The sequence below is a fragment of the Bacillus sp. R86525 genome (assembly GCF_042466195.1).
Taxonomy (GTDB): domain Bacteria; phylum Bacillota; class Bacilli; order Bacillales; family Bacillaceae_G; genus Bacillus_A; species Bacillus_A nitratireducens.
In genome coordinates this window covers 2,227,289-2,253,282 of sequence record NZ_JAXHPX010000007.1, presented here as the reverse complement: position 1 = coordinate 2,253,282, position 25,994 = coordinate 2,227,289, and the positions used below count along the sequence as shown (strand labels likewise).

The 25,994-nt window shown below is 35.5% G+C and carries 25 protein-coding genes, 2 pseudogenes and 2 riboswitches; of the genes and pseudogenes, 6 read left to right on the top strand and 21 right to left on the bottom strand.

The genetic code is table 11. The features are described 5' to 3' along the window. Positions 1 to 74: 74 nt before the first annotated feature. Positions 75 to 824, bottom strand: coding sequence for an IclR family transcriptional regulator (locus SJY24_RS14180; RefSeq protein ID WP_377865070.1), 750 nt, complete (start codon positions 822 to 824; stop codon positions 75 to 77). Between the two features lie 264 nt (positions 825 to 1,088). Between SJY24_RS14180 and SJY24_RS14175 the strand changes: the two genes are divergently transcribed. From SJY24_RS14175 to SJY24_RS14165, 3 genes are all read left to right on the top strand, one after another. After that, a complete protein-coding gene (locus tag SJY24_RS14175) occupies positions 1,089 to 2,513 on the top strand; it encodes an amino acid permease (protein WP_377865069.1) in 1,425 nt (474 codons plus the stop codon). A 722-nt stretch (positions 2,514 to 3,235) separates the two neighbouring features. After that, a complete protein-coding gene (locus SJY24_RS14170; RefSeq protein WP_377867254.1) occupies positions 3,236 to 4,165 on the top strand; it encodes a phosphotransferase in 930 nt (309 codons plus the stop codon). A gap of 44 nt (positions 4,166 to 4,209) precedes the next feature. After that, a complete protein-coding gene (locus SJY24_RS14165; protein ID WP_377865068.1) occupies positions 4,210 to 4,557 on the top strand; it encodes a VOC family protein in 348 nt (115 codons plus the stop codon). 112 nt (positions 4,558 to 4,669) lie between these two features. On the opposite strand, the gene SJY24_RS14160 is transcribed toward SJY24_RS14165, so the two are convergent. Then, entirely contained in the window at positions 4,670 to 5,131 is a 462-nt protein-coding gene (locus SJY24_RS14160) for a hypothetical protein (RefSeq protein ID WP_377865067.1), read from the bottom strand. 83 nt (positions 5,132 to 5,214) lie between these two features. Continuing rightward, entirely contained in the window at positions 5,215 to 5,985 is a 771-nt protein-coding gene (locus tag SJY24_RS14155) for a putative protein N(5)-glutamine methyltransferase (protein ID WP_377865066.1), read from the bottom strand. Positions 5,986 to 6,408: 423 nt separating this feature from the next. Between SJY24_RS14155 and SJY24_RS14150 the strand changes: the two genes are divergently transcribed. Next, complete coding sequence (locus tag SJY24_RS14150; RefSeq protein WP_377865065.1) at positions 6,409 to 7,755, top strand: short-chain fatty acid transporter; 1,347 nt, start codon at positions 6,409 to 6,411, stop codon at positions 7,753 to 7,755. 178 nt (positions 7,756 to 7,933) lie between these two features. Here the strand turns inward: SJY24_RS14150 and SJY24_RS14145 are convergent, their stop codons facing one another. The 4 genes and pseudogenes from SJY24_RS14145 to SJY24_RS14130 form a co-directional block, all read right to left on the bottom strand. Further along, on the bottom strand, positions 7,934 to 8,296 hold the full coding sequence (locus SJY24_RS14145; RefSeq protein WP_377865064.1) for a group-specific protein: 363 nt from the start codon (positions 8,294 to 8,296) through the stop codon (positions 7,934 to 7,936). Continuing rightward, a pseudogene (locus SJY24_RS14140) lies at positions 8,293 to 8,867 on the bottom strand (NAD(P)H-dependent oxidoreductase). The gene SJY24_RS14145 and the pseudogene SJY24_RS14140 overlap by 4 nt, the downstream one beginning before the upstream one ends. A gap of 23 nt (positions 8,868 to 8,890) precedes the next feature. Beyond that, the gene (locus SJY24_RS14135) at positions 8,891 to 9,280 is read right to left on the bottom strand and encodes an SWIM zinc finger family protein (protein ID WP_377865062.1); all 390 of its coding nucleotides are present in this window, start codon (positions 9,278 to 9,280) and stop codon (positions 8,891 to 8,893) included. A 264-nt stretch (positions 9,281 to 9,544) separates the two neighbouring features. After that, positions 9,545 to 9,865, bottom strand: coding sequence for a hypothetical protein (locus SJY24_RS14130; protein ID WP_002094492.1), 321 nt, complete (start codon positions 9,863 to 9,865; stop codon positions 9,545 to 9,547). 38 nt (positions 9,866 to 9,903) lie between these two features. Continuing rightward, a riboswitch (SAM riboswitch) is annotated at positions 9,904 to 10,002 on the bottom strand. Between the two features lie 123 nt (positions 10,003 to 10,125). Between SJY24_RS14130 and SJY24_RS14125 the strand changes: the two genes are divergently transcribed. Further along, positions 10,126 to 10,317 (top strand): hypothetical protein, encoded by a 192-nt coding sequence (locus SJY24_RS14125; protein ID WP_000284538.1) that lies wholly within the window; start codon positions 10,126 to 10,128, stop codon positions 10,315 to 10,317. Between the two features lie 30 nt (positions 10,318 to 10,347). Here the strand turns inward: SJY24_RS14125 and SJY24_RS14120 are convergent, their stop codons facing one another. The 7 genes from SJY24_RS14120 to rraA form a co-directional block, all read right to left on the bottom strand. Beyond that, the gene (locus tag SJY24_RS14120) at positions 10,348 to 11,070 is read right to left on the bottom strand and encodes a YwiC-like family protein (protein WP_377865061.1); all 723 of its coding nucleotides are present in this window, start codon (positions 11,068 to 11,070) and stop codon (positions 10,348 to 10,350) included. A gap of 193 nt (positions 11,071 to 11,263) precedes the next feature. Then, a complete protein-coding gene (locus tag SJY24_RS14115) occupies positions 11,264 to 11,965 on the bottom strand; it encodes an ECF transporter S component (protein WP_377865060.1) in 702 nt (233 codons plus the stop codon). Then, positions 11,938 to 13,599 (bottom strand): ABC transporter ATP-binding protein, encoded by a 1,662-nt coding sequence (locus SJY24_RS14110; protein ID WP_377865059.1) that lies wholly within the window; start codon positions 13,597 to 13,599, stop codon positions 11,938 to 11,940. The genes SJY24_RS14115 and SJY24_RS14110 overlap by 28 nt, the downstream gene beginning before the upstream one ends. Further along, positions 13,572 to 14,450 (bottom strand): energy-coupling factor transporter transmembrane component T, encoded by an 879-nt coding sequence (locus tag SJY24_RS14105; protein ID WP_377865058.1) that lies wholly within the window; start codon positions 14,448 to 14,450, stop codon positions 13,572 to 13,574. Before SJY24_RS14105 ends, SJY24_RS14110 begins: the two co-directional genes overlap by 28 nt. A gap of 28 nt (positions 14,451 to 14,478) precedes the next feature. Continuing rightward, positions 14,479 to 15,288 carry a DUF4430 domain-containing protein gene (locus SJY24_RS14100; RefSeq protein ID WP_377865057.1) on the bottom strand — a complete coding sequence of 270 codons (810 nt, stop codon included), beginning with the start codon at positions 15,286 to 15,288 and terminating at the stop codon, positions 14,479 to 14,481. 56 nt (positions 15,289 to 15,344) lie between these two features. After that, positions 15,345 to 17,123, bottom strand: coding sequence for a DUF4430 domain-containing protein (locus tag SJY24_RS14095; protein ID WP_377865056.1), 1,779 nt, complete (start codon positions 17,121 to 17,123; stop codon positions 15,345 to 15,347). Between the two features lie 503 nt (positions 17,124 to 17,626). Beyond that, positions 17,627 to 18,112: a ribonuclease E activity regulator RraA gene (rraA, locus tag SJY24_RS14090; RefSeq protein ID WP_377865055.1), complete on the bottom strand. Its 486-nt coding sequence runs from the start codon at positions 18,110 to 18,112 to the stop codon at positions 17,627 to 17,629. 201 nt (positions 18,113 to 18,313) lie between these two features. On the opposite strand from rraA, the gene SJY24_RS14085 reads away from it, so the two are divergent. After that, positions 18,314 to 19,744 (top strand): YfcC family protein, encoded by a 1,431-nt coding sequence (locus SJY24_RS14085; protein ID WP_071735414.1) that lies wholly within the window; start codon positions 18,314 to 18,316, stop codon positions 19,742 to 19,744. Positions 19,745 to 19,908: 164 nt separating this feature from the next. On the opposite strand, the gene SJY24_RS14080 is transcribed toward SJY24_RS14085, so the two are convergent. From SJY24_RS14080 to SJY24_RS14050, 7 genes and pseudogenes are all read right to left on the bottom strand, one after another. Then, positions 19,909 to 20,790 (bottom strand): 5'-methylthioadenosine/S-adenosylhomocysteine nucleosidase, encoded by an 882-nt coding sequence (locus SJY24_RS14080; protein ID WP_377865054.1) that lies wholly within the window; start codon positions 20,788 to 20,790, stop codon positions 19,909 to 19,911. A 175-nt stretch (positions 20,791 to 20,965) separates the two neighbouring features. Further along, a riboswitch (purine riboswitch) is annotated at positions 20,966 to 21,069 on the bottom strand. A 187-nt stretch (positions 21,070 to 21,256) separates the two neighbouring features. After that, positions 21,257 to 22,282 carry an alpha/beta hydrolase family protein gene (locus tag SJY24_RS14075; RefSeq protein WP_377865053.1) on the bottom strand — a complete coding sequence of 342 codons (1,026 nt, stop codon included), beginning with the start codon at positions 22,280 to 22,282 and terminating at the stop codon, positions 21,257 to 21,259. Positions 22,283 to 22,298: 16 nt separating this feature from the next. Further along, positions 22,299 to 23,423 (bottom strand): helix-turn-helix domain-containing protein, encoded by a 1,125-nt coding sequence (locus SJY24_RS14070; RefSeq protein ID WP_377865052.1) that lies wholly within the window; start codon positions 23,421 to 23,423, stop codon positions 22,299 to 22,301. 260 nt (positions 23,424 to 23,683) lie between these two features. Continuing rightward, complete coding sequence (locus SJY24_RS14065) at positions 23,684 to 24,100, bottom strand: DUF1259 domain-containing protein (protein WP_001061492.1); 417 nt, start codon at positions 24,098 to 24,100, stop codon at positions 23,684 to 23,686. A 533-nt stretch (positions 24,101 to 24,633) separates the two neighbouring features. Continuing rightward, the gene (locus tag SJY24_RS14060; RefSeq protein WP_000505679.1) at positions 24,634 to 24,744 is read right to left on the bottom strand and encodes a YjcZ family sporulation protein; all 111 of its coding nucleotides are present in this window, start codon (positions 24,742 to 24,744) and stop codon (positions 24,634 to 24,636) included. Positions 24,745 to 25,064: 320 nt separating this feature from the next. Further along, a pseudogene (locus SJY24_RS14055) lies at positions 25,065 to 25,274 on the bottom strand (hypothetical protein). Positions 25,275 to 25,704: 430 nt separating this feature from the next. Next, complete coding sequence (locus SJY24_RS14050) at positions 25,705 to 25,914, bottom strand: glycine zipper domain-containing protein (RefSeq protein ID WP_000764044.1); 210 nt, start codon at positions 25,912 to 25,914, stop codon at positions 25,705 to 25,707. Between the last annotated feature and the right edge of the window lie 80 nt (positions 25,915 to 25,994).

Below are 25,994 nucleotides of genomic sequence, written 5' to 3'. Positions count from 1 at the left end.
TAAATCCCCCTATTTTTCCGCATTATGAAAATCAATTCCAATATATGAATAAAAAATGACGACAGCTATCAAAATTATAATTCTGATGTACTGCCGATTTTTATTGATATTTCATGAGCTGCTTGTTTTACCTTACTAATAAGAAAAGATAGTCGATCATCATTAATACGATGACTAATTAACCCAACACTTAATGCTCCTACTACTTTATGATTAAACCCGATAATAGGTGCAGCTACTGAAGCTGTCCCTTCTGTTTTTTCACCATAACTCACAGCATATCCTTCGTTTCTTATTTGCTTTATTTGATCGAAAAGAATTTGCTTTTGTTCTGGTAAAGAAGAAAGTAAATTTTCTACAATGTGTTCCATTTCATTCGTGTTCATATTGGCAAGCATCGTTTTATTTGCGGCTCCAATCGAAAGTGGAATCTGTTCCCCTAAATTATCGATAACTCGAATTTTTAAAGGGCTATCAATTCTTTCAATGATAATAGAATGTGTTCCATTTGGGATGTTCAAATAAACACTTTCTTCAACTTCAGAGGCCAAACGCTTCATCACTTCTCTTGCAACAGATCTGTAGTCCACCTTCTCCAATTGACGTAACCCTATTTCCATCCACATTGGTCCAATCTTGTACTGTTTTGTTTCTGAAATTTGCGTAACTAATCCATGCTCCATTAGAGAGTTCAGTAACCTATGTACTGTACTAACCGGGAGATGTGTTCTATCAGCTATATCAGAAATAGCCCAATACTCTTTTTCATTTGTAGAATTCAACAACTTAATAATACCTATCGCTCGATCAATGGACTGTACCATAACTCGCCTCAACTTTACTTGTAGTATGTTTAGCCTAATTAACTATCAATTTAACAAAAATTTAAACTGAAATCAATTAATTTATTTAATTTTCAAAATAAACAAAAGATACGCTATCAACGTTTTGAAAACGCAAACAAAAAAATATTGACTTTTTATCTTAATTATCTGAAAATTATAACAGGATTTCACATCACGGAATACATTCCATAATACGGAAAAACATCAATTTTCATACTACCAATTTTGAAAGTGAGGAAAACAATGACGCAAGTAAACAATTCAAACAATGAATTAAAGCGCACGATGAAAAGTAGACATTTATTCATGATTGCACTCGGTGGTGTGATTGGAACGGGGTTATTTAACGGATCTGGCTTTATTATAAGTCAAGCTGGACCTGGTGGATCTGTACTTGCCTTTATGGCCGGTGGATTATTAATGTATCTTGTTATGTTATGTCTTGGTGAGCTTGCTGTTGCAATGCCTGTTTCAGGATCTTTCCAGGAATATGCTACCAAATTCATTAACCCTGCAACTGGGTTTACAATCGGCTGGTTGTATTGGTTAAGCTGGGCGAATACGACCGGTCTTGAATTTACAACTGCTGGTATTACAATGCAGCGCTGGTTTCCTGATATTCCTGTCTGGGTTTGGTGTTTAATATTTGGTGTTACAATATTCACTATTAACGCATTATCCGCTCGTAGTTATGCAGAAACAGAATTTTGGTTTTCAAGTATAAAAGTATCTGCCATTATCGCTTTCATTATTCTTGGCGGCGCCGCTATGTTCGGCTTTATTGATTTAAAAGGAAACGAACCTGCTCCGCTTCTTTCAAATTTCGTAAATCACGGTGGTTTATTCCCAAATGGACTTGCCGCTATCTTATTAACAATGGTTACAGTCAATTATTCCTTCCAAGGTACCGAACTTGTTGGAATCGCAGCTGGTGAAAGTGAAGATCCAGCAAAGACTTTACCTCGTTCTATTAGAAATATAATATGGCGCACGATGTTTTTCTTCGTCTTAGCAATCTTTGTTCTTGTGGCCTTAATTCCTTGGGAAGAGGCAGGATTAACTAAGAGTCCGTTTGTTGCTGTATTTGATAATATCGGTATTCCATATGCAGCTGATATTATGAACTTTGTTATTCTTACTGCTGTTCTTTCTGTCGCAAACTCAGGACTGTACGCTGCAACTCGAATGCTTTGGTCATTATCAAAAAATGATATGGCTCCAGCCTTCTTAAAGAAATTATCATCACGAGGGATACCTCTAAACGCTTTAATCTTGACGATAGCTATTTCTGCTTTTTCTCTTTTGACAAGCGTTGTAGCTGCTGAAACAGTATACTTATGGCTGATTTCAATTTCTGGAGTCATTACAATTATTGTTTGGATGTCAATTTGTGTTTCTCAATTCTTTTTCCGTAAACATTATTTAGCCGACGGTGGAAAATTAGAAGACTTAAAATTTAAAACTCCACTTTATCCTCTTGTACCAATTCTTGGTTTTGGATTGTATGGCATTATATTAATAAGTCTTATCTTTATCCCGAATCAAAGACTAGGAATCTATTGCACTGTACCATTTATCATCTTTTGCTACACCTACTATCACTTTAAGGTAAAGAAAAGAATTGCTACTAACACTCATACAGATACTAAAATTAGCGAAACTTCGTAATACTGTACGATATTTAAAAGACCGCACATTGCTTTTACTTTGTGATAAGAACCATAATTTTGCCGTTTGGCAAGCTTATGGTTCTTTTTATTTGCGGCAAACATATGCTTCCAGGATTTGAAGAATATTTTTAATATCGCTTTTAAATAAAGTCACGGTGTTTATAAAAAAGACGCGATGTTTTGTCCCTTTGTATCTGTTTATCTAAAGAGCTGTTTTTATAGTGAAAAGAAGATCTGAACTGAAAGGCGGATTAAGAAACTGCTAAGTAGCAATACAGTTACTCCACTAAAGGGCCCGATTGTTGAGGAACGTTTTCAGGCAATTAGATTATTCAAGTTTGAATAGATAATTGAGATTGCGAAGGTTTTCACTTAAACTGACGGGGCAGTAATACTCACTTAAAAATAATGGTAAAGTTAGTGAAAAGAAGAAGGATTGAAAATCGTATAGATTCATTCATTGTAAGACATTTTAAGTTTTTGTGTGGCGAGGTATTTGAGAAGTAAGAATGATTTCATCAAAAAACCATTGGAGCTCCAACCTGTTTTTATATGACTATTTTTTCAAACCCAATTTAATATCATAACAAATTATAAATAAACAGTCTATACTTTCGGTTAGATTTTTTATATAGTTTGATTGGCAGCAAAACCTAAAAAAAGGGGTGTTATTCATTGAAAATCACTTGTCACCTTGATCAATCTGATTTACAGGAGTATATGCAAAAAGTCTTTGGTACCAGTTATTTGGTTTCTAGTGTAACGAAAATGCATGGTGGTGCACAAAAGGTAGTCTATAAGATTGACTGCAGCAATGGATTTTCCTGCGTTCTGTATGTTTGGGATCTTACCATGAATTATTTTCAAGAAGAAATAGCAAACGGAGATATACATGATCACTCCTATAGTAGTGATTTATTTGAATTAAATAACAAGTATTTAATCCAACAAGGAATTCAAACTCCCCTTCTATATGATCTGAATAAGGAAAGAAACCGTTATCCTTATGATTATGCTCTCGTTGAATATGTAAATGGACAAAAAGCAGAAGTTTATTTTCAACATTCCGATTCATATGTTAAAGATAAAGTGTTTCAGCGGATAGGAGATATGCTGGCAGACATGCATGCCAACGAGAGACTTACTCATGGGAAAGCGAATCAAAGTGGGATCAACACGGAAAAATGTCATCACTTGCAAATGAAGAATGCAAAAAGAGATTTAGATTACGCATGCCAACATATTGACAGCATCAGGGCTAGTCATAGCAATCTACTCGATACATTGTACGAGCTTGAATCAAAAATTGAACCAAGAAGTCGTTATGGATTTATACATGGGGAACTCGGCCCTGATCATGTATTAATTAATGACAAACTAGAACCTTATTTGATTGATATCGAAGGAGCCGAGTTCTTTGATATTGAGCATGAGCACAGTTTTTTGCAGTTTCGATTTGGGGATCATTATCGATATTTAAAGAATGATACTCTCGATCCCAACAGGATGTTATTCTATCGATTCCATCATCATATATCCTTAACTTCCGGCGGGTTGAGATTGCTTCACAGAGGATTTCCTAATCAACAATTTGCAAAAGATCTAACCGATCACCATTCCCGTTGTGCACTGCATTTTATTGAAGGTTGAACTTATGTCATTAAAAATTAAAAGACAGACAGGAGTTAAATACAATGATAAAAGGTTTTGGAGGAATATTTTGGAGAACTAACAATCTTGATGTTATAAAAAAATGGTACAGTGAAGTGTTGAAGATTGAAATAGAAAATTGGAACGGGACTGTGATTAAACCCGAATTAGGAACTGAAACTATCTTTTCTTTCTTCACGGAAAATGACAATTATTTTCCAACAGAACAACAAGTAATGTTAAATTTCCAAGTACATAATCTAAACGAGACTATTCAGCATCTTGAACATATTGGTATACCTCTTGAAAAGAAAGAAGAGATTAGTGAATTTGGAAAGTTTATTTGGATTAAAGATCCTGAAGGTCGATTGATCGAACTTTGGGAGAAATAGTGGATTTTAATCCTTTGCTATTAAGCTAACAGATGCTTTAGTTCAATAAAGTAAATAAAAAAAGTGCATCTCCGTTTATTAAACACAGTCTAACAATCGGAGGTGCACTTTTTCACTCTAAATTAATACTTTTAATAAAATCAAAATGATTTTCATCAGCTAATTTATCGATATAACCAGTTATATACAGATTTGCTTTAGATACTTCTGTATTCTTAAATTCAGAATAAAAATCAGGAGAAAATGATACTTCTAAAACAATACTATCCCCAGGTTTAATATTTAACTTATTACCTTTAGCTAACACTCTAAATGGATTTGTTGTTTGTCCAGAAACAGTAGGTGATTTAGAAAATGAAAACATAACATTATTTTGTGCAATAATATAATCCGTATTATTAGTCATTTTTATTTTATAAGATATTTCAGTGTTCATATTAATATTTTTAGAAATTAATTCATACACTATTCCATTTTCAATATCTGCTTGTTTAAAAGTAATATTATTTTTACTAGAACAAGCACTCAAAATAAAAAACAAAACCAATATGATTATTCCACATTCTTTTTTCATTGATCTATTACCACCTATCAGTAAACACTATATTCTCTTTGGATTGTCATACCATTTGAAACGTACGTAACACTAGTAATACTCTAAAAGCTAGAATTAGAACCGATAATGACAGTAGCGTCCAGTTCCTTGTTTTTAGCGACTTTTGTGCTAAGCCCAGCAGCAGCAAAGATTTCAAAGGCCTGGGGTGCCTGAACTTCGCTCGTCTCTATCAAAAGATGTCCATCCAAAGCTAACCAGAGTAAAGCTTCTTCTGCTACTCTTCGCAGAATGTTAAGACCATCGTCACCTCCGTCAGGCGTTACATTTGGTTCATATAGGCGTGCCTCCCGGGGGAGAAACTTTATTATTTCGGTAGGAACGTAAGGTACGTTCGCGACTAGGATATTTACATGGCCCTTAAGTGAGTCGGGTAGAGCTTTATACAAGTCACCTTCAAAAGCATGACCGCCAAAATTCGTTACATTGCGGCTAGCGCATTGTACTGCGATAGGGTCAATGTCAACAGAATATAATTCAACTCGTCCCAAAGCTGATGCCAGTGCGGCACCCACAGCACCTGATCCACAACATAGATCAACAATGATATCGCTAGAACGCAACAGGACCTCTGTTTGATGAACAAGGAACTCGGTACGTTTAAGCGGGACAAAAACGCCTCGATCCACTTCTATTCGTAGACCACAAAACTCAGTGTATCCAACAACGTATTCCAGAGGTAGACCGTTGACTCGCATTTCTACCATTTTCATAAGGTCCTCTGGAGTTAGTGCCTCTGACATAAGTAACTGGGTCTCATCTTCTGCGAAAACACAACCAGCACTCCGAAGCTTGCTAACTATACATTTTTCCATTTTCATATCCAAAAAGAAATTTGTTTTATTCTCTATATTATCTCACCACTTTTGATAAAGTTTGTTTGTAATTCAAAATTCGTTAAAAATAGCTAATATCCTTCTTCAATAATCTGGCTCTTACATCAACTGTAATTTGATGGACATATTCGTCTATGACCACCTCTTTCCTTTGTATATAGAGCACTCTTTTCAATTTCAGTTCAAAATGAAATAACATTTCAATATAGACTATCAATCTACCTAGACATTATGACAACCACCTTAAATATCTGAATTTTCTATATATTAAAGGGTATTACTCAAACAACCTCGAATATTGTAATACAGTGAAACTTTAATCAGCAGGGGGCTTTGTTCATCTCCCACTGGTTATTAGCCCGCAAATAGCGGGATAAACATACATAAGGAGGTTGATCTATTTTGTTTCGTTCATTTACAAATGGATGTGTTGCCCTTGTGCAGCGTTTCTTACCAGAACCGTTTATTTTATCATGTTTATTAACTGTTTTCGTTATCTTCTTCGGCATGTTTGCCACGCACCAAACACCGGTAGAAATGATTACGCACTGGGGCAATGGCATTTGGGGACTTCTCGCCTTTTCTATGCAAATGGCTCTTGTACTCGTGACAGGATCTGCTTTAGCAAATGCCCCACTTATTAAAAAAGGATTAACGAGAGCAGCGAAACTACCGAAAACGAATGGCCAAGGTATTATCGCAATCTCAATTGTAAGTTTACTAGGAGCATACATAAACTGGGGATTTGGTATTGTTGTCTCTGTTTTATATGCAAAAGAAGTGGCAAGACAGTTAGAAGGATTAGATTATAGGTTAGCAATCGCTTCTTCTTACTCCGGATTTCTCATTTGGCATGCAGGCCTTTCTGCTTCTATCCCTCTTACGTTAGCAACAGGCGGCGAAACTTTAATCAAAACGACGGCTGGAAGTATTAAAGAAGCGATTCCAATAACAGAAACTTTATTCTCACCATACGCTCTCGTTCCAGTTATTATCTTTTTAATTACGATGCCTCTCATTAATAAAGCAATGCATCCAGATGAAAAACATACGATTACAGTGGATCCAAGTGTATTCCATGAAGAAGCTGCAGCTCAAGAAGTAGGACAAGAAACATTCGCTGAAAAAATGGAAAATAGTATGATTATTACACTTTGCATTGGATTATTAGGTCTTATTTATATTTTTAACTATTTTAGTACGAAAGGCTTTAACCTTACACTTGATATCGTTATTTTTATGTTATTAATTGCGGGTCTTATTTTCCACCGTACTCCGATTCAATATATTCGCGCTTTCTCTGACTCAACAAAGAGCGCTTCTGGTATTTTACTTCAGTTTCCGTTCTATGCTGGAATTATGGGCATGATGATTGGAGCAAATAGTGAAGGGCTTTCGCTTGGGGGAGCCATTTCTACTTTCTTTATTAGCATTTCAAATGAAACCACATTCCCGCTCTTTACATTTTTAAGTGCTGGAATTGTTAATATTTTCGTTCCATCTGGAGGCGGTCAATGGGCAGTGCAAGCACCAATTATGATTCCAGCTGGCGCTGAACTTGGTGTACCTGCTGCGAAAACAGCGATGGCAATTGCATGGGGCGATGCTTGGACAAATTTAATTCAACCTTTCTGGGCATTACCGGCATTAGCGATAGCTGGTTTAGGCGCTCGTGATATTATGGGATTTTGTGTTGTTAATTTACTTTATGCAGGATTTATCATTAGTCTGTGCTTCTTATTTATTTAAACGAAAAGCTAGTTTTATACTAGCTTTTTTACATAATAATTCATTTACCCCGCATTAACGGGCAGTAAACTCCCACCTATAATCCACCTGAAGCAAAGGAGTTAGGCGGGAGATCAACTGCCCGTAAATGCCCGATTGGTTCAACTAATAATCAGTGGGAGGGAACACCCCCCACTGATTAAAGTTTCACTTTATTTCCCATGCAATTTATAATCGTCTTCCACTCTATCTCCGTAAGATTTAATGCCGCAAATGCAAAAAAATCTTCACATACTTTTTCAATCTGATGTGGATTTTCCCTCAAGAAATTCCACTGTAACGCTTTAGGAAGACAATACATTTCATATTCTTTACTTCCCCGTACTACCTCATCAACTTCTCTTTCACAAATCCCTCTTATTAAGTAATCATTTCTTAATTGAATCTTCATTTGTTGAAACGTTTCACTACATTTTTTCAATTGAATTAAACATGTAATATACGTCCGAAAAAGTTCATTATCATACTGACAACAATTTATAATACGATCAAGTTCATTCATAATGTACGAGCCTTTTCTTCTATTTGTAATAACCACTTTTCCCGCTTCTCTAGTTTACTCGTTTTCACAGATTGAAAAACAGACCTTTTTATATCACGAATGCCGCAAAAACGTAAAACACCTCGCTTCATCATAATCCAATCCGCTGATCGATATAATAGTGCCACGTACCATAACGGTGAGTCTAACGTATTAATAGCCCATGCTTTCTTTCCTTTCAATAAACCTTTCGGCAGGGCTCCTTCATATTTATAAGCAAATCCAGCTACAAAAATACGATCGATAAATCCTTTTAAAATAGCAGGCATGCCCCACCACCATATCGGATATATGAAAAGAAGAGTATCCGCCGCTTTCACTAATTCTCTATATCGCTTCGTCTCTTCTTCATATAGTAAATCCCGTCTTTTTTCTCTTCATTAAATACAAGCACTGGATCAAATTGTTCTTTATATAAATCAAGTAACGTAACAGAATGATTTGTTTCCCCAAGTCCTTTTTGCACATGCTTTAATATTGCTGCGTTAAAGCTTGAAGGACTAGGGTGAGCGTATATAATTAGTACGTTCACTACAAAGCAACTCCCCTCTACAGTTAAATATTCCCTTTCTTTAACATCTTCTCTACGATTTGGACATTTTTCGAACTTTGTAACAAACGATTTAGTACTGTTAGTAACTCTTCTTTTTCTAAACCTTTCAGTTGTTCTTTAACTGTACTCTCACCAGCACCTTGAATATCATACACAACTGCCGCCATATGCTTACAATAATTTTCATACGGACACTCGCAGCTACTTTTTGTAAAATCAGTAAGGTCAATAATCACATCATAGTTTCCTGCATTTCCAGTAACGAAAGCAAATGCTTTCTTGTCTTGTATTTCAACATCTTCTACATGTCCCTCTTCATAATATTCATAACCTTTATCCATAATGTACTTTGGAATCCATCTCGTTATATCATTTAATAAGTAAGCGTACATAACAACAATCCTTCCTTTAATTCCCTTTTGACTTCAAAAACCCTGCATGTTATTCTAATTACTGTCAAGTAGCGAGTCTACATGACAAAACGACTGACACCTATTCGGCGAAGGTGTCTCTTTTCATTTGCAGCCGATAATGAAGTGCCTCTTTCAGGCACATTCAATCTTTGACACTACACACTCAACACCATTCCCTTGTATCAGGCTGCTTTAGCAGTCTTTTACTCTACATACTTCGTTATTTCAAGAAAAAAAGAGAGCCTAGCTCCCTTTTCCCGCTTTATAAAATACCCCTTTTTCAGTAAAGCGATATTCATCATCAGCTAAAGTAATTTTCCCATCCAGTTTGAGTTCATCTAATAATCTTGATAAATAAAATTGATGTAACATTTTTTTCGTGAATTTTCCTTCATGATGCGAAACGATATGTTCTTGAATATCTAACAATGATATTGGCTTATCTTGCTCTATCATATATTCATAAACTGTACTACGCAGTTTTACGTATTTTTCGAGTGTCACAGTACTTCGCAACCCCTTTCTTCTTATTATATGTTTTCGTAATCGGTTTTTTTGCAACAAAAAAACCTCTCCGATAAGAAGAAGTTACGTATATCTTCGTCTTATCTCCCAGAACAAAAATGTTCTGCTGGAATTAGCACCTGCATCGCGGTTGCTGGGTTTCATCGGGCCAGTCCCTCCACCTCTCTGGATAAGAAAATATTCACTTTATAATAAACTATACGTAATTTCATTTTAATTGTCAAATAAATATAACAAATTATATTTTTTTCTTCAGTGTTCATACTACATGTATATGAGTAAAAAAGGAGGATTATGAAATGTATCAAAACGCCCGCGGATATGTACAAGATTCTTTTCAATCATTAAAAGAAGCAAAACATTGTTTAGAAGAAGCACTACAAACAGTTGAAAAAGATTTTAATCGCGCACGTATTGAACAATCCCTTTACGCCGTAGAGCAAGCATTGCAAAGATGCGATTATACCGTTCACATTTTAGAACAAGATTGAAAGCTTCCCATCAATAGATGGGAAGTTTTTTCAAATGGCATACTTCATTATTATTGCCGTTATGATTAAAAAATATACAGAATTAACAATTTCTAAAACCCCTACTTTTAATATAGAAATTTTTTTGCCATACAATATAATTGCTCGAATGACACTTGGTACGAATATAAGAGAACACCATGGATTGATAACAAATACAATTACCGTCAATACAATATGATACCCCCAAGATATGAGACGATACTTCGGATTATTTTTCTCACGAATCATTGTTTTCACATAAAACGTACTTCCTAAAAAATACAAAAATGAAATAAGCGCAATGAATACTGCTGTTTTATCGATTTGCTTCATTGAAAAATAATAACTGATTAAACCACCTATACAAAACACTATAATCGCACAAATATCATTTAGTAATGCTCGTTCATTTTTTTGACGAGCGTAATACATATTTACAATAAACAATGGAATCATTAATACTGCGAATAAAAGAATTCGCCATTCATATAATAAAGAAATCATCCCAAATACAAATGCAGTGATAGAATAAACAATTGCAGCGTGTAAAAACTCTTTTTTTCGTCTTTGCCTTATGTACATGAGAAATGGATACGTAGCGAGATAGATAAAGAACCAGGCTAAAAACAGTGGGATATGATAAATAGTAGGTTTCCCAAGTATGATACTTAATAGAAATGGTATAACAAGCATGGCCCATGCTCCATGCTGCTTCGGAATAACTAACTTCATTAACTATACACCCCCCTCTTGAAAAGAATTCTCACCTACTATTATACAAATAACATCATATGAAAACGAAGATATATTACATCTATTCTTTGACACTTTTACAATAAAAAAATGCTCCTTACAATATGTAAGAAGCATGAAAGAGGCAAACGAATATGTAAGTCGCGACCCTACCTTATATGAGTATGCTTTTTTATGTCACGTTATGCTCATCTAATATACCGTATTTCTTTTTAAATCTTGTGAGGATCGTAATCCATGACGTACTAAATAGCAGAAGGAAAATAACATTCGATATCGCATGACTAAGATCGAATGAAAAACTTGCGGCATAGTACGCAATGACAGTTTCCCACGTTGCCTCCTGTATAAAACCGAGAAGACCCCAAAAATTCATGATCCATCCAAATAGAAATCCAACGACGAATCCGTACAACAATCTTCCCCATAGTTTTTTCATCAAAAATGTATTTTGGAGTAATCCTGCTATAAAACCGATCATGCCCCAAGAGAACATTTGCCACGGCGTCCACGGACCTTGACCTAAAAAAATGTTAGAAACGATAGCTGCCGTTGCCCCAATCATAAAACCAGTTTCGCTCCCAAACACAATTGCAGAAACGATAATAACAAAAGAAGTCGGTTGTACACTCGGTAATATCGAAAATGGTACCCGGCTAACCGCTGCGATTGCTGCTAACACAGCAACGATAACAATTTCACGTGAAACAAACGCCTTCCTTTCAAAACGGACATAGAAGGGTAACATAATAACAGCTAATAAAAACAAACTACTTAACATGTAATATCCGTCCATGATAAGTGTAGTAAAGAGTAATGTGCCTATTATTACTGTAAAAATACAAATTATGAATGCAACATATCGTTTGGACACGCTTCGTACACATCCTCCCACGTTAATGCAAACGGTAACTCGTTACGGATGAATCGATTAATAGATGTTGTATAAAAGAAGTTACCACTAAAGAACTCTTTCGGTGCATCATTCATAATAACTTTCCCATCAAATAACATCATGCATTGATCTACATATTTTGCTGCAAACTCAATATCGTGCGTTGCCATTACAATTGTTGTACCTTCTTTTTGCAACTGTTTAAACAGCTCTCCTACTCTTTCCTTTTTCCATGGATCTAGTCCCTTTGTCGGCTCATCGAGTAATAATAAAGTTGGCTTTGATAGTAACGTTGTACATAATGCAAGTAGTTGTTGCTCCCCGCCACTACAATCATGCGGATGGCGCTCTTTAAGCGAATGTAACCAGAACTTTTCCAACATTTCTTCTGCTACGCCTTTCCCCTCTTCGCCATATAATTCACGAGCACGCTCATAAACCTCTTCCCACACTGTATCAAATGTAAAATGATAATACGGATGCTGTGATACATACCCTATACTTTTAAACCGTTCTTTTGAATCAATTTTATGTATCACTTTTCCATTCCACTTCACCTTACCTCTTCTAGCTTTTTGCAATCCTGCTAAAATCGTTAACAGTGTAGACTTCCCAGTTCCGTTTTTCCCAACTAGAGCTGTCCATTTTCCTTTTTCGATGTTTACTGTTAAATCTCGTAAAATAAGTGGACTATTTTTCTCATATTGAAAAGATATATGTTCTGCACTTAAAATTACTTCTTGCTTTTCACATTGTTCTACTTGCCCATTCCTATATGATATCGCTGAAAAATCATTCATTTTCATTTGCGCTTCTCGTACTGTAAACGGAATATCTTCTACATTCCACTCTAAAAACAATCTTGGAATTTGCGGAATGAATGGATGGAACTTTTCTACTTCCCACATGTTCGCTATCACACTTTTAGAGGTACCATCATAAATGATTCTACCATTATCCATACAAACAACGCGTGTTGCGAGCGGTATAACTTCATCTAAACGATGTTCACTTAAAACTATCGTAATTCCAAGTTCTTCATTAATACGTTTTAACAATCCTAAAAACTCTTTTGCAGCAATCGGATCTAGCTGCGCTGTCGGTTCATCCAGTAATAGTAGCTTCGGCTGCATGACTAATACTGCTGCTAAATTTACTAGTTGTTTTTGACCACCAGATAACGTATGAACAGATTGGTGCAATAAATCTTGAAATCCTAAAAAGCTAATGAGTTCCGCTATTCTTTTTTGAATAATATGTGATGGTAACCCAATATTTTCTAAAGAAAATGCTAGTTCTTGAATAACAGTATCCATCACGAGCTGATTTTCTGGGTTTTGAAATACCATACCAATTTCTTGTGCGGATAATAAATCTGGTACATCTTCTAATAAAGCACCATCATAATATGTATATCCAGAACGCGTGCCAATTGGAAGTAACTCCTTTTTAAAATGCTTTAATAAAGTTGTCTTCCCAGAACCTGAACCGCCAGCAAGTACTATAAATTCTCCTTTTTGAACAGAAAGAGAAATATGCTGTAACGCTTCTTCATTTTCATCAGCATATATAAATGATAAATTCTTTATTTCTGCATGCGCCACCATATCCATTCCCTTCCTTCCATCATAACTGGCAAACTAATAAACATCATAAATAATAAAAACATAATTCCATCGTGTTGCTGGAACAGTATTGATTCCACTTTAGGATAGATAATCAATTTCCCTCCGCCACAATAACTAAATATGAATGAGGCTATAAATAGAATACTTAAATAACTTAGCGTGTACCAATCGCGTCTTTCCATTCTATACCGAATATAAGTCGTACGCTTTGTTACACCAAATCCACGAGCTTGCATAGAATCTGCTGTTTGTAGTGCATCTTCTAACGAACAAACCAATAACACTTGCAGTAATTTCATCCCATTTTTTATACGCTCAATGAGTGAACCTGAATCTAATTGTACACCTTTCGTTTTTTGGACGAGTGTAATTTTCTTTAACCGCCTAATAAACAAAGGAACAAACCTCACTGTAATCATCGTTAACAATGCTACTTTCGGTGAAATTCTTGAAAATAAATATAAAAATTTATGACTCGAAATAATATCGTTATAAGAAGCAAACGTAAACATAATCGCAACTAATAATAACCCCATAACAAGTCCATACATACAGGCCTCAAGCTTAATCCGGCTATCTCCTAAATGAAATAACGTAGTTGCTCCTCTATGTGTTAATAAAGAGTTAAATAAAATAACCATCAAGAAGAATACGATAGTACTAGGTAGCATCTTTCTGATTTTCTCACCATTTCCCTGTACTATATTTAAGATTACTATTAGTATAATCGCTCCAATTAAAAAAAGAGGATGAAGACACATCATACATAGTATCATCACCCCAATATAATAGAAAAAATTCACAAAAGGATGTAAAGAAGAAAAACTTATTTTCATAGTCCTTTACCGAAGATCCTTTCTTAATTTAGTATACATACACCCATTCAACTGTATCTCCTGGTTTAACTGTAACTACACCAGCACTACGGTTTGGAAACGATCCGTTCACACGATATTTCCATCCGCTATTATCATTTACATCTTTTTCATATAAATTTTCAATACCTTTTACGTAAACATCTCCTTTAGAGCCCATTGCATCAACATCTAATCCTGTGCTCTTTAACACACTATACACTGTGTCGCCTTCTTGAACATCAATCTTTTTCGCACCTAATAAGTATCCTTCATTTCCTTTTACGGAGATAGTAACTTGTTTTGGTTTTGGTATTACTGGATCTGGCACTGACGGTACTGGATCTGGTACCGGTGTTGGTGGAACCGGAACAGTTACCTTTTGTCCTTTATTTGGATCTTCTTTTTGCTCCTGCTTTGGTGTTTCTTTTGGCTGATTAACAACCTTTGCTTCTTCTTTTGCTTCTGGCGCTTTCGGCGGCTGAGGTTTCTCTTCTTGTACTTTTTGTTCCGGTTGTTTATTTGCAGCAGGTTGTTCTTCTTTCTTTACCTCAGGTTGTTCCTGCGCCTTTTCTTCTTTTTGTTTCTCTTCTACTTTTTGTTCTTGTTTATCTTTCTGCTCTTCTTGTGGTTTCTGTTCCGGTTCAGCTTGTTTCTCTTCCGGTTTCGGTATATCTTTTTGTTCTTCCTGTTTCGCTACTTCTTTTTGCTCTTCTTGCTTCGGTTCTGCCTTCTTCTCAGGCTTTACAGCCGTTTCTTCACATCCGGCTAATAATCCCAATGAAAGAATTAAAGAAATGAACCATTTCATCTTACTCATGCTGTCCCTCACCTTTCATAATAAAATTAGGAGCAAATGATTGCTCCTAATTTTTGTTAAGCTGCTTTACGTCTCCATAATACATATGCAGAAGCGATACATAATACACCCATACCTACTTCTGTAGCTGCACTATGAGAAGAAGCTCCTGTTTGTGGTAATTGATTCTTTTTCTTGTTTGTTTCTTTATTAACTCGTTCGTTATCTACAACAACTTTTAGATTTTCATCTTTTTGTTGTTTTTGTAACTCTTCTTGTTGTTTCGGCTGTTCTACAACTTCTTTTTCTTCTACAGTTGTCTCTGGCTCTACAATTGGTTTCGTATCGATTTCATTCTCTACTACATTTGACCAATCATAAATCGATTTTCCAAGATCTTTAAACTGAAGTAACGCTAAAAATGCTTGCTCTGTAGCCATTCCGCTACCTTTTTGATCACTCGGTAACCATTTGAACTCACCATTTGGAAGCTGGTATGACATTAAATTTTGTACTGCTTTATTAAGACGATCTTGATCTACATCTTTAACTAGCGATAGTCCAATAATTGCTTGTGCAGTACTATTAGAATTCTCTTGTCCATCAGCGGCAAAACCACCATTACCTAGCTGCTGCTTGTATAAATAATCAACAGCTTTTTGGATAGCTGGCTTTACATCTGTTTGATCTTGATAAGGAGCTAATGCTGCTAATACCATACTTGTTACATCAACGCTACTAACACTTTCATTACTACTTGAACTATCATACGTCCAGCCACCGTCTATATGCTGTGACTGTAAAAGTACTTGTACTAAAGTAGCTCGATTCCATTTTGCTTCGGCCGGAATCTCATATTTCTTTGTATCTAATGCAAGTAATGTAAATGCGTATCCTGTAACAGAATTCACTTTATCTGATTCAAATAAATTTTGTACTAAATTTTGTCCCTCTACCTTTGTAGGATCTACATCCATTGCATTCATCATAATAATCGTTCTAGCTAAATCTGTTGCTGAAAAACGATTTAAACGCTTCTTAACCTTTTCAGCTACTGGCTGAACATAGCTGATTTTCGTTTCAAGTGGAATATTTACACCTGAACGAGCGAGTCCAATCGCAACCCAATCACTACCAATTCCATCTAGTAACATCTTTTCTGACGTTTTAGAAATTGCTTCATTTAATTGTGCTGCTGGAATTTCAACTTTCTCTTGCTTTGGTTGTTCTGTTGTTTTATCTTCTGTTTTACCGTCTGGTTTTTCTGTTTTCGGTTCTTCTGATTTTGCTTCCTCTGTTTTACCATCTGGTTTTTCTGTTTTCGGTTCCTCTGGTCTCGGTTCCTCTGTTTTATCATCTGGTTTTTCTGTTTTCGGTTCCTCTGTCTTTGGCTCTTCTACAGTTTTACAAGTGCCAAATTTATCTAACGTTTGTTGCAACGTTTCTTGACTCATATTGCTCCAGTCCGCAACGTAACGAAATGCAACAACATCCCCAGACTCTAATTTATAACTATCTGCCCCAACTTCTGCAGATTTGTCATTTACATCATACAACCAACCGCTCGTTGCTCCGGCCATTAATCCGTCGATGCCCTTTATATACGTTCCAAATGACATACTTTCAGATATTACTTTGTCACCCATGACTTTTTGTAACAAACTAAAAGCTGTTTCTCCATCTTCAATGGAAACTTCTTTTGGACATAACATAATTCCTTTTTGTGATTCACCAACAATTGCAAGCTTCGCTGTCTTTCCTTCAGCAAACGTAATATGTACTGTATTCGCAAAAGAAACAAATACAAGTGCCACTGCCATTAATGATGTAAGCAGCCATTTCTTTAACATTGCCATTCCAAAATTCCCTCCCTTTACTAACATTTACACAAAAAAAGACCCTTTAAGGGCGTGTGATTGACACTCTCTTTTTGTAAGTGTCGAACAAAACGCACAACACCTCCTACCCGCATTATTCGCGGCTATATTTGTATAGGAAAAATAATTTCGTTTATGAACGCACCATTGTGATAACATTCACTTTTCTAGGCAAAATTCACTCCCTTTTCAAGTTATCCCGCATTAACGAGCAGGAAGACCCTCCCTCAAATTCAGCGAAAGCAAAGAAGTTAGGTGGGGATTAACTGCCCGTAAATGCCCGATTGGTGAAGGCTAATAATCAGTGGGGATGAACAAAATCCCCACTGATTAAAGTTTCACTTTATCGTAAAACGATAAACCTATACATTCTGCAAATTTTGATTTTCTGTATTATTTTACTATTGACAAAGAATTTTGTCCATGATTTATCAGATTTATTTTCTAAGAATAATAGATTAATAAGCCTCCATTAATAGAAGTCATCCCTCGCTATGTAAGCTTTTATCACTAACAATAATCCCATCTTCATCTACATAAACATATTCATTCGGCTTCCATTCAACTTCACCAAATTGCACCGGAATATTTCTTTCTCCTTTTCCTTCTTTTACACTTCTATTTGGCATTGTCCCTAACGCTACAATACCAATATTAATATTTTTTAATTCACTAGAATCACGAACATACCCATTTACAATAATTCCTGCTAAGTTTCTTTCTTCCGCAATAGCTGCCAAATTATCACCGAGTAACGCACAATTTTTAGAAGCTCCGCCATCAACAATTAATACTGTACCTTCCGGCAGTGTTTGTAACCCCTCTTTTACTAGTACATTATCATCCTTCACTTTTACCGTTGCGATTTTCCCATAGAATTGTTCTTTCTTTCCATAAGATTGAAAAGACTGGCGACATATTTGTAATTCCTTTTCAAATTCATCACATAGATCCGTAGTTTTCCACATCTCTTTCCCCTCTTTTCCTTATTCCTTCTATATAACATATTCTTGGGTTATTTTCTTTTCCCTGTCTAACGTTGCAATAATTTGTATGTGCAGGAAAAGCATAGAAAAACTATTGCCTTAAGAAGCCACCTTTATTATAATCTATTTCACAGATAAATTTCAGAATATTAAAAATTAACCAAGTGAAAAAGGAGGGGTTTTATGCAATTACAGACCGAGGCAAAAAAACAGCCTAGTAAACGAAAGTTTAAAATGCCTGATGCGTACGTACTACTATTTTTTATTGCTTTACTTTGTGCAATAGCTACATATTTCGTTCCTGCTGGAGAATTTAAAAGAGTCACAAACGGTACTGTTACAACGACAATACCAGGAAGTTATCATTCTGTTCCACAATCGCCGGTAGGGTTTGTTTCTTTTTTTACCGCTATTGAAAAAGGAATGACACTTGCTGCTCCTATCATCTTCTTAATTTTATTTACAGGTGGAGCCATTGCAATTCTTGAAAAAACAGGTGCTCTTGACGGTTTAATCTATCATGTAATTAACAAATTTCGGAATCAGCAATTACTTTTCATTTGTATTGTCGCCGCACTCTTTTCTATTCTCGGAACGACTGGTATTATCGTGAACTCAGTTATCGGCTTTATCCCCATCGGCATCATCGTTGCACGCACATTAAAATGGGACGCTATCGTCGGCGTAGCAATTATTTATTTAGGCACTTATGCTGGTTTTAATGCTACTATTTTATCTCCCTCACCTTTAGGCATTTCACAAAAAATCGCAGAACTCCCGATGTTTTCAGGAATTGGTTTACGTACGGCAATTTATATCTCTTTTTTAATTGCTACCATTTTGTATATTAATTGGTATGTAAAACGCTTAAAAAAATCGAATAAAGGAAGCATACTCGGAGATAACTGGTTTCCAAGTAATGCTCTTTCAAGTGAGAAAGAAACAGAGAAAACAGAAGTTCCTTGGACAATACGTCATAAATTAATTTTACTCGTTTCAGCTTTATCATTAATTGCATTTTTAATAGGCGCTTTTCGTCTACATTGGACGGACGCAGAAATGACCGCTACTTTTATATTCATAGCAATTACAGCGGGAATAATAGGTGGTATGAAAGCAAACGATATCGCTTCTACTTTTCTATCAGGTTGCCAAAATCTCATATACGGTGCTTTGATCGTCGGAATGGCTCGTTGTATTTCAGTCATTTTAGAACAAGGCAAATTACTTGATACAATTGTTAATCAGCTAGCACAGTCTCTCGAAGGACATAGCCCTGTATTTGGCGTTATCGGTATGTATGTAAGTAGTGCCGCATTACATTTCCTCATTTCATCCGGAACAGGAGAATCTGTTATTTTTATTCCGATATTAGCTCCATTAGCTGATTTCATGCATATTACACGCCAAGTTACAGTACAGGCTGTTATGCTTGGCGAAGGTGTTGTGAACTGCCTCAACCCAACTTCCGGTGTTTTAATGGGTGTTCTCGCAGCGAGCGGCATTTCTTACGGAAAATGGATTCGATTCATGGCTCCACTTGCATTCATTTGGTTTATCATTGGACTTATTTTTCTTATTGTTGGCGTGAATATTGAATGGGGACCTTATTAAAAGACTCATATATTACTCAATTTATTTTAAATAAAAAAGCTTGTTTCTTATATTTTTTAATAAGAAACAAGCTTTTCTTTTTCAACTACCATTCCTAAGATAAGTTTATCCGTCTCGGAAACTTTTAAAGTTACTCGACGTTTATATTCAGAATAGAGCTATTCCTATTTATTTGGCATCGAATCTATATACTTTTTAACTACTTCATATACATATTCTTGATTTGCCGCTGCTGTATTTGGATTGTATTTTCCACCGTTTGTTTTATTGTTAGATAATACGCGAATCCCTAAAAATGGTACGTCATAAGCTTTGGCGATTTGCGCTGCGGCAGCGCCTTCCATTTCTTCTACTGATGTACCGTATTTTGTATGGAACCACTTAATTCTATCAACTTCATTATTCCAAACGTCTGCTGAACCTATAGTACCTTCCACCACTTTACCTTTTGTATATTTATCTTTTACTGCATTAGCTGCTGCAAGTAAACCCTTATCTCCCTCGTAGTATCTGATTTTCTCAGCATTTGGATCTTCTCCTGCACTCCCTTCAGAAGCCATCAGGTCCATAGATATCCATTTTTCCGGTTCAATTCCTTGGTTCTCATTCATATTTGTTGTTTTTAGTGAACCTATATTCGCGACTTGTTTTCCTAACACAATATCAAATACATTTAAATTAGGATCATGTCCACCTGATGTTCCTTGGTTAATAATCGCTATAGGCTTATATTTTTCAATAGCCACTGCTGTAGCGGCTGCTGTATTTTCCATTCCTTTACCTGTTTTCGCAACGATTACAGGATAATTGTCTACAGTTCCTTTATAAAATACAAAACTCCCAGATTTTTCTTCTTTCACATTTTTTAACCTTTTTGCAAATTTTTCAGCTTCTATTGGCATTGGGCCTTGAATCAAGATAGGGTTTTGATTGCTTTTTGCCTCAGCTACTTGTTTTGGACTAGCATTACATCCTGCAAGTATTGCGAATGACAATGCGATAGTAGTTGCTAGGGAAGCATATTTTTTTAACGGGTTTTTCTTCATAAATAATCTCCTCTTTCTCTTGTTGTTTCATATACTCGGAGTTTTAGTCCAAAGAAAAAAGTTCTAGAAATTGTAGAAGAATCTCTACTTTCTAGAACTACGGTAGTCAAAGTTAATTAAGCAAAAGATGAGGCCAATGCTAAATTATAGATCGGTAGCGGCTCAATACACCGAACGACCGAATACTTTAACCCGTAGTCCAGTTCTTTCATTGGGAACTAGGTAGAAACGCTCGGACCATATTACCGAGTATATACGAGTGATGTTATTTTAAATTATTATATTGGTAATATAACAAACTTTTAGTGTATACGCAATCTAAAAACGAACATTTTTAATGAAAACAATAAAAATGTTCGTTTTTACAACTTAAATAGTTAGGATTTATCATTCCTAAATGGATAACGACGCTAAAAAAACTTATAATCCATATACTAAACTAGATTAGCCTACAACAACCGATCTTTTACAGACAATTACTCTCCCTTCCAACTTCCTCACCTTCGCCTAATATTGAGCTGAGAGTCTTACTGTCCGCATATTGCGAAATAAAATGCGTATCCATCCAATTCACAATAATTCCTTCTAGCTTTGGATGAAGCGGCTTATCTGCACCTTCCGCATAAATCTTTTTAAATTCTAACGCTTTAAAATCACCTTCAAAATATTTTAAGGTATGATCCATATTTTTTATTACATATACTTCAGAATCACCTTGCACATAATCACCAATTCTCTTCGCTTTTTCAGGATTCGCCTGAAAGTCTTTATCACCAGCAATTGCTAGTACTGGACATGTTACTTGTTGTAAATCTTTATAAATGTCATGCTGAAAATGCTCTCTAAACCATTTTGCATTCATTGGCTTAAAACCAATTTTAACAATATCTTTTTTGGAGTTTATCATTTTCTCTGTTGCTTTTTGTGCCTGCTTTTCTCCTCGTTTCTCAATATTGAGAAGACGCATTAACTTTCCTTTTATTCCTTTTTGCTCTTTTAACTCTTTATAAATAATCTCTCTTTGTCTTTTAGTAGCTTCTTCTAACGATTCCGCAGCTCCTGTAAGAAGTATGAGTCCATTAACTGGTGTTCTTGCGTTTACTACAGTCGCTAACATACACCCTTCACTATGACCAGCTAAAATGATATTTTCCAGATCAACAAATGGTTGCTCTTTCAAATACGCAATAACAGCTTCTATATCGGATACTAAATCCCACATCCCAGCTTTCATAAATTCACCCCTACTTGCTCCAACACCACGTTTATCAAAACGTAATGTAACTACTCCGAGGTTTGTAATCAGATGTGCCAAGTCTTTATACATATTCCCTTTCATATTCAGTGGCACTATCGTTCCATCACGATCAACTTCTCCAGATCCAGCGATAATGACAACTGCAGCATACTTCCCGTCAGCTTTCGGTTTAGTAATCGTACCGCGCAAAGTAAATTCACTATTTATCGCTACTTCATATTCGTCAAAGGTCATTATATTTATCCTCCCTCTATTCTTTTATATCCAATTTAAATTTCAAACTCGCTATTATATTTTTGTACTCTCTTATATCTTTCATCGATGCGAAAATCGGGTTCTCTGCAATACCTTGTAGCATGCTTCGCTTTATAATCTCTTCATTTCTAACCGTTTTAGCACCAAGCGGAAAATCTGCAAACCATCCATCAATCGCATCAAAATATGAATCACCGTGTAAATGCAGACTATTTACTGTTAAGCTATCTGTACAAACAGCTGCATATTTCCGTAGTATTTCTAATGAACCTTCAAAATTTTCTTGCATGCAATATACTTGCGCAGCAGCATAGTATACTTTTAAAGTCATATTGGGATGTAGTTTTTCTATTTCATACATGTCTATTAGCATAAAAGCTCTATTTAAAATTACCTCTACCTTTTCAGCGCTTGAGGCATTTATTACTACATAATTCGGTATTGTCGCAACGAGGTGTATTAAATGTTGGTACATACTAATTTGCATCATTTCATTCGCCTTCTCAGTATTTCCAAGCATTTGATACGCCTGCGCGATTAGATCTTCCTCTGGAAAGTTAGGACGTATCGTTTCGCCAAGTATTTGAAGCACATCATTTGGTCTATTGAGTATAAGATAGCAAGTTGCTTGAAACAATGCCGCCTCTTTCACAAGAGAAACATCATCACTTTCTTCCTGTACCCTGCTAAAGAGATACATTGCTTCTTCTAAAATTTCAATTCTTTTATCTGTATCCTCTGTTAACATATGGTGGTTAATAAAAAGTAGTCCCATTTGAAGTAATAATGGAAAACAAGAATAATATTTTTTGATTATTTCCCTGCACTCCATCATTACTTCATCAAACGGTTCTTCACTAAAAGCTTCCGCTAGTCTATGATATAAATTTTTAATATCTTCCTGTTTCATTTGCGGTGTATAACAGATTAGTTCATCTATACTTATGTTAAAGTACGATGCTAACAGTGGTAAAAATGTAATATCCGGATAACTCTGCCCCGTCTCCCATTTGGAAACAGATGCCTTTGTAATACCGATATACGCCGCTAACTCTTCTTGTGTAATTCCCTTTTCTTTTCTCTTATCCGCAATGATTTTATGAATATTAATCTCTCTCACTGTATCACCTCATACTTTTATTATATGTACTATATTCTATACAGAATATGGATTTAAAGTCGACTTTCGTTAACAAAATCAACTGTTAGGAAACATCTCTCTAAAATCAAAGGCAGGAACATATTTGATATGTTCCTGCCTTTTTATTGTGGGGTACCGATACATAGCCATCTAACTAAGATTTTGAAGTGCTTCAAAATCAAAACTTGCATCTCACCACAGTTTTCTATGAGAAATGAATAAATAGGATCTACTTAACATTAGCTCCCGTTATCAGTAATTGGATAACTACTTAAAACCGAAAAGGAATTTGCCAATTTTTTTGCAAAACTTAATGGTGGTTCAACAGATTGGATATGAATATACATAATCAATGGTTTCATATATAACCAATGATTATGTAAGGCGCTAACAATAATCCCTTGTTGAACAATTGATTGTATAAACAAAGGAATTTCTTCTTGTAAAATAGCGATTTCTCCAAAGTTCAACGCATTGCCACTTTGATCTAACGATTCAAAAGATAGCCCAACCGGTATCACTGAGGTGCTTGGTCGTCCTTGAACAAACACTTTAATATTACGACGCAAGGAGACAGAACAAACACCCTGATTTATGTTGCTTTTTCCATTAAGAATTTTAGCAAATTGCTCACAAAGGAAATTAAGGTTGTTCATAAATCTGATGCCCCTTTCTTATCAGATAAAAGTTACTTCATAAGTATTAATACTTATGAAGTAACTTTTATATAAGTAATTCAAGAAATTCCCATAAAGAAAAGACACCCTAAGGTGCCTTCCTCCGACTTGAACCACTTTACTTTTAATAATATGTATTAAACATTAAGTAAACACGTCCTATAAAACAGAATTATTTATTTTCACCAGATTGTTAGTGTACAAATACAAGAAAATCGAAATCGTTTGTTTGGCTAGATTAAAGCAACGCCACATCTATATGGTTGAGATGTGTTACGCCTTCTAATCGGAGAATCTGCTTTATAGAACGTGTCCACAAGTTATACTTTACTACATGTAATATTTATTTGGTGTATTTTTACCGAATATGTATAATTGCATTAAGCTTACGAGAAAAAGAGAGTATACTTTGGTATTGTGTAATAAAGATAAAGCCCACCTACGGAAATAGGTAGGCTTTTTAACGCATAAAGAAAAGACACTCATATAAGAGTGTCTTTTCTAATAGTTTTTTAGCAGAAGCAAGCTGCTCCAACGATGATTAATAAAATAAACAATACAACTAGTAATGCAAATCCTCCAGCAAAGCCGCAGCCTCCACCACAACTACCACCAAAACCCATAATAGTTCCTCCTTTAGATTGGAGGGTAAAACACAGGGTCACTCATGTATTTTAACGGATTCAAATTACTTTATGATTTTACGCATGAATTGAGCAGGTCCTTTTGAAAATAAAGAAAAGACAGCCTAGGGTGCCTTCCCCCAACTTGAACCACTTTAATTTTAATAAGGGGTACCGCCACATGCCCATCAAACTAAGATTTTAAAGTACCCCCTAAATGGAATTTTTTTATAGCACCGAAGTTCATTTTTATGATTTTTTGGGAAGAATGTGCTTCTTAACTTGATACCGCAAAAAAACAAACAGGAATGACTATTAAGTCATTCCTTTTCCTTAAAGAAACATTCTATAGTACTAGCAACTGCCTTGAATGCTTCACCTTGGACACTAGAAATTGATAATCCTCCAATTATATTTTTCTACTGTGAATTTACACTATCCCAGTTATCATCCCAATTTTCAGTAATATGCTTATAAGCTTTAAAAGGTTTATCACGACTTGGTGAAACATATTTTAAAGCAGCTATCAACTCTACAAACTCCAAAATACTTCAGACCCTTCTTTTAGAACTGGAGTTACCTCTTCGTTGCGAGATAAAACTTCCATTTAGGTGGTGCTATTAAATTTTAAAAGCTAAAACAAGCATAACCCCGTTCTAAATTTAGGACGGGGTTAAAATATAGTTGTTTAATTTCCAATATAAGATACTTCACTGTACTCAAAAATATAACAATAAAGTCGATTAAAAATCTAAGGTTTATTCAGGCGCCCGATTGCGGAAAATCAAGAAAATGAGTATGATTGCTGCTTATAGCTTGTTGAACTAACGCACCCGTTACTTTAAGTGAATTGATTCAAAATCTCACCGGTAATTTACTCGAAAAATCTGGATTAACTTAATAAAAAAAAGGACTCCCTTTTTGGGAATCCAATTCATTCAGTGTCACTTTGGTTAAAGTCTAATCTTCTCGGTTCGCAACACTGTCATTAGCCTCATCGGCACCTTCGCCGACTTTGTTACCCATCGCTCCTCCTGCAACAGCTCCTGCAACGGTACCAAGTGGACCAAGAACAGAACCCAAAGCAGCTCCTGCAACAGCACCGACACCAGTTCCTACCGCTTCGCCAGCATCATTATCAACACGGTTACGTTCGTTTTTATCAGCCACTCATCTCACTCCTTATTTAGAATAGGCAAGTGCATTCCAGCACAATACCTTACATATTTTGACCTATAAGGACAGATTTA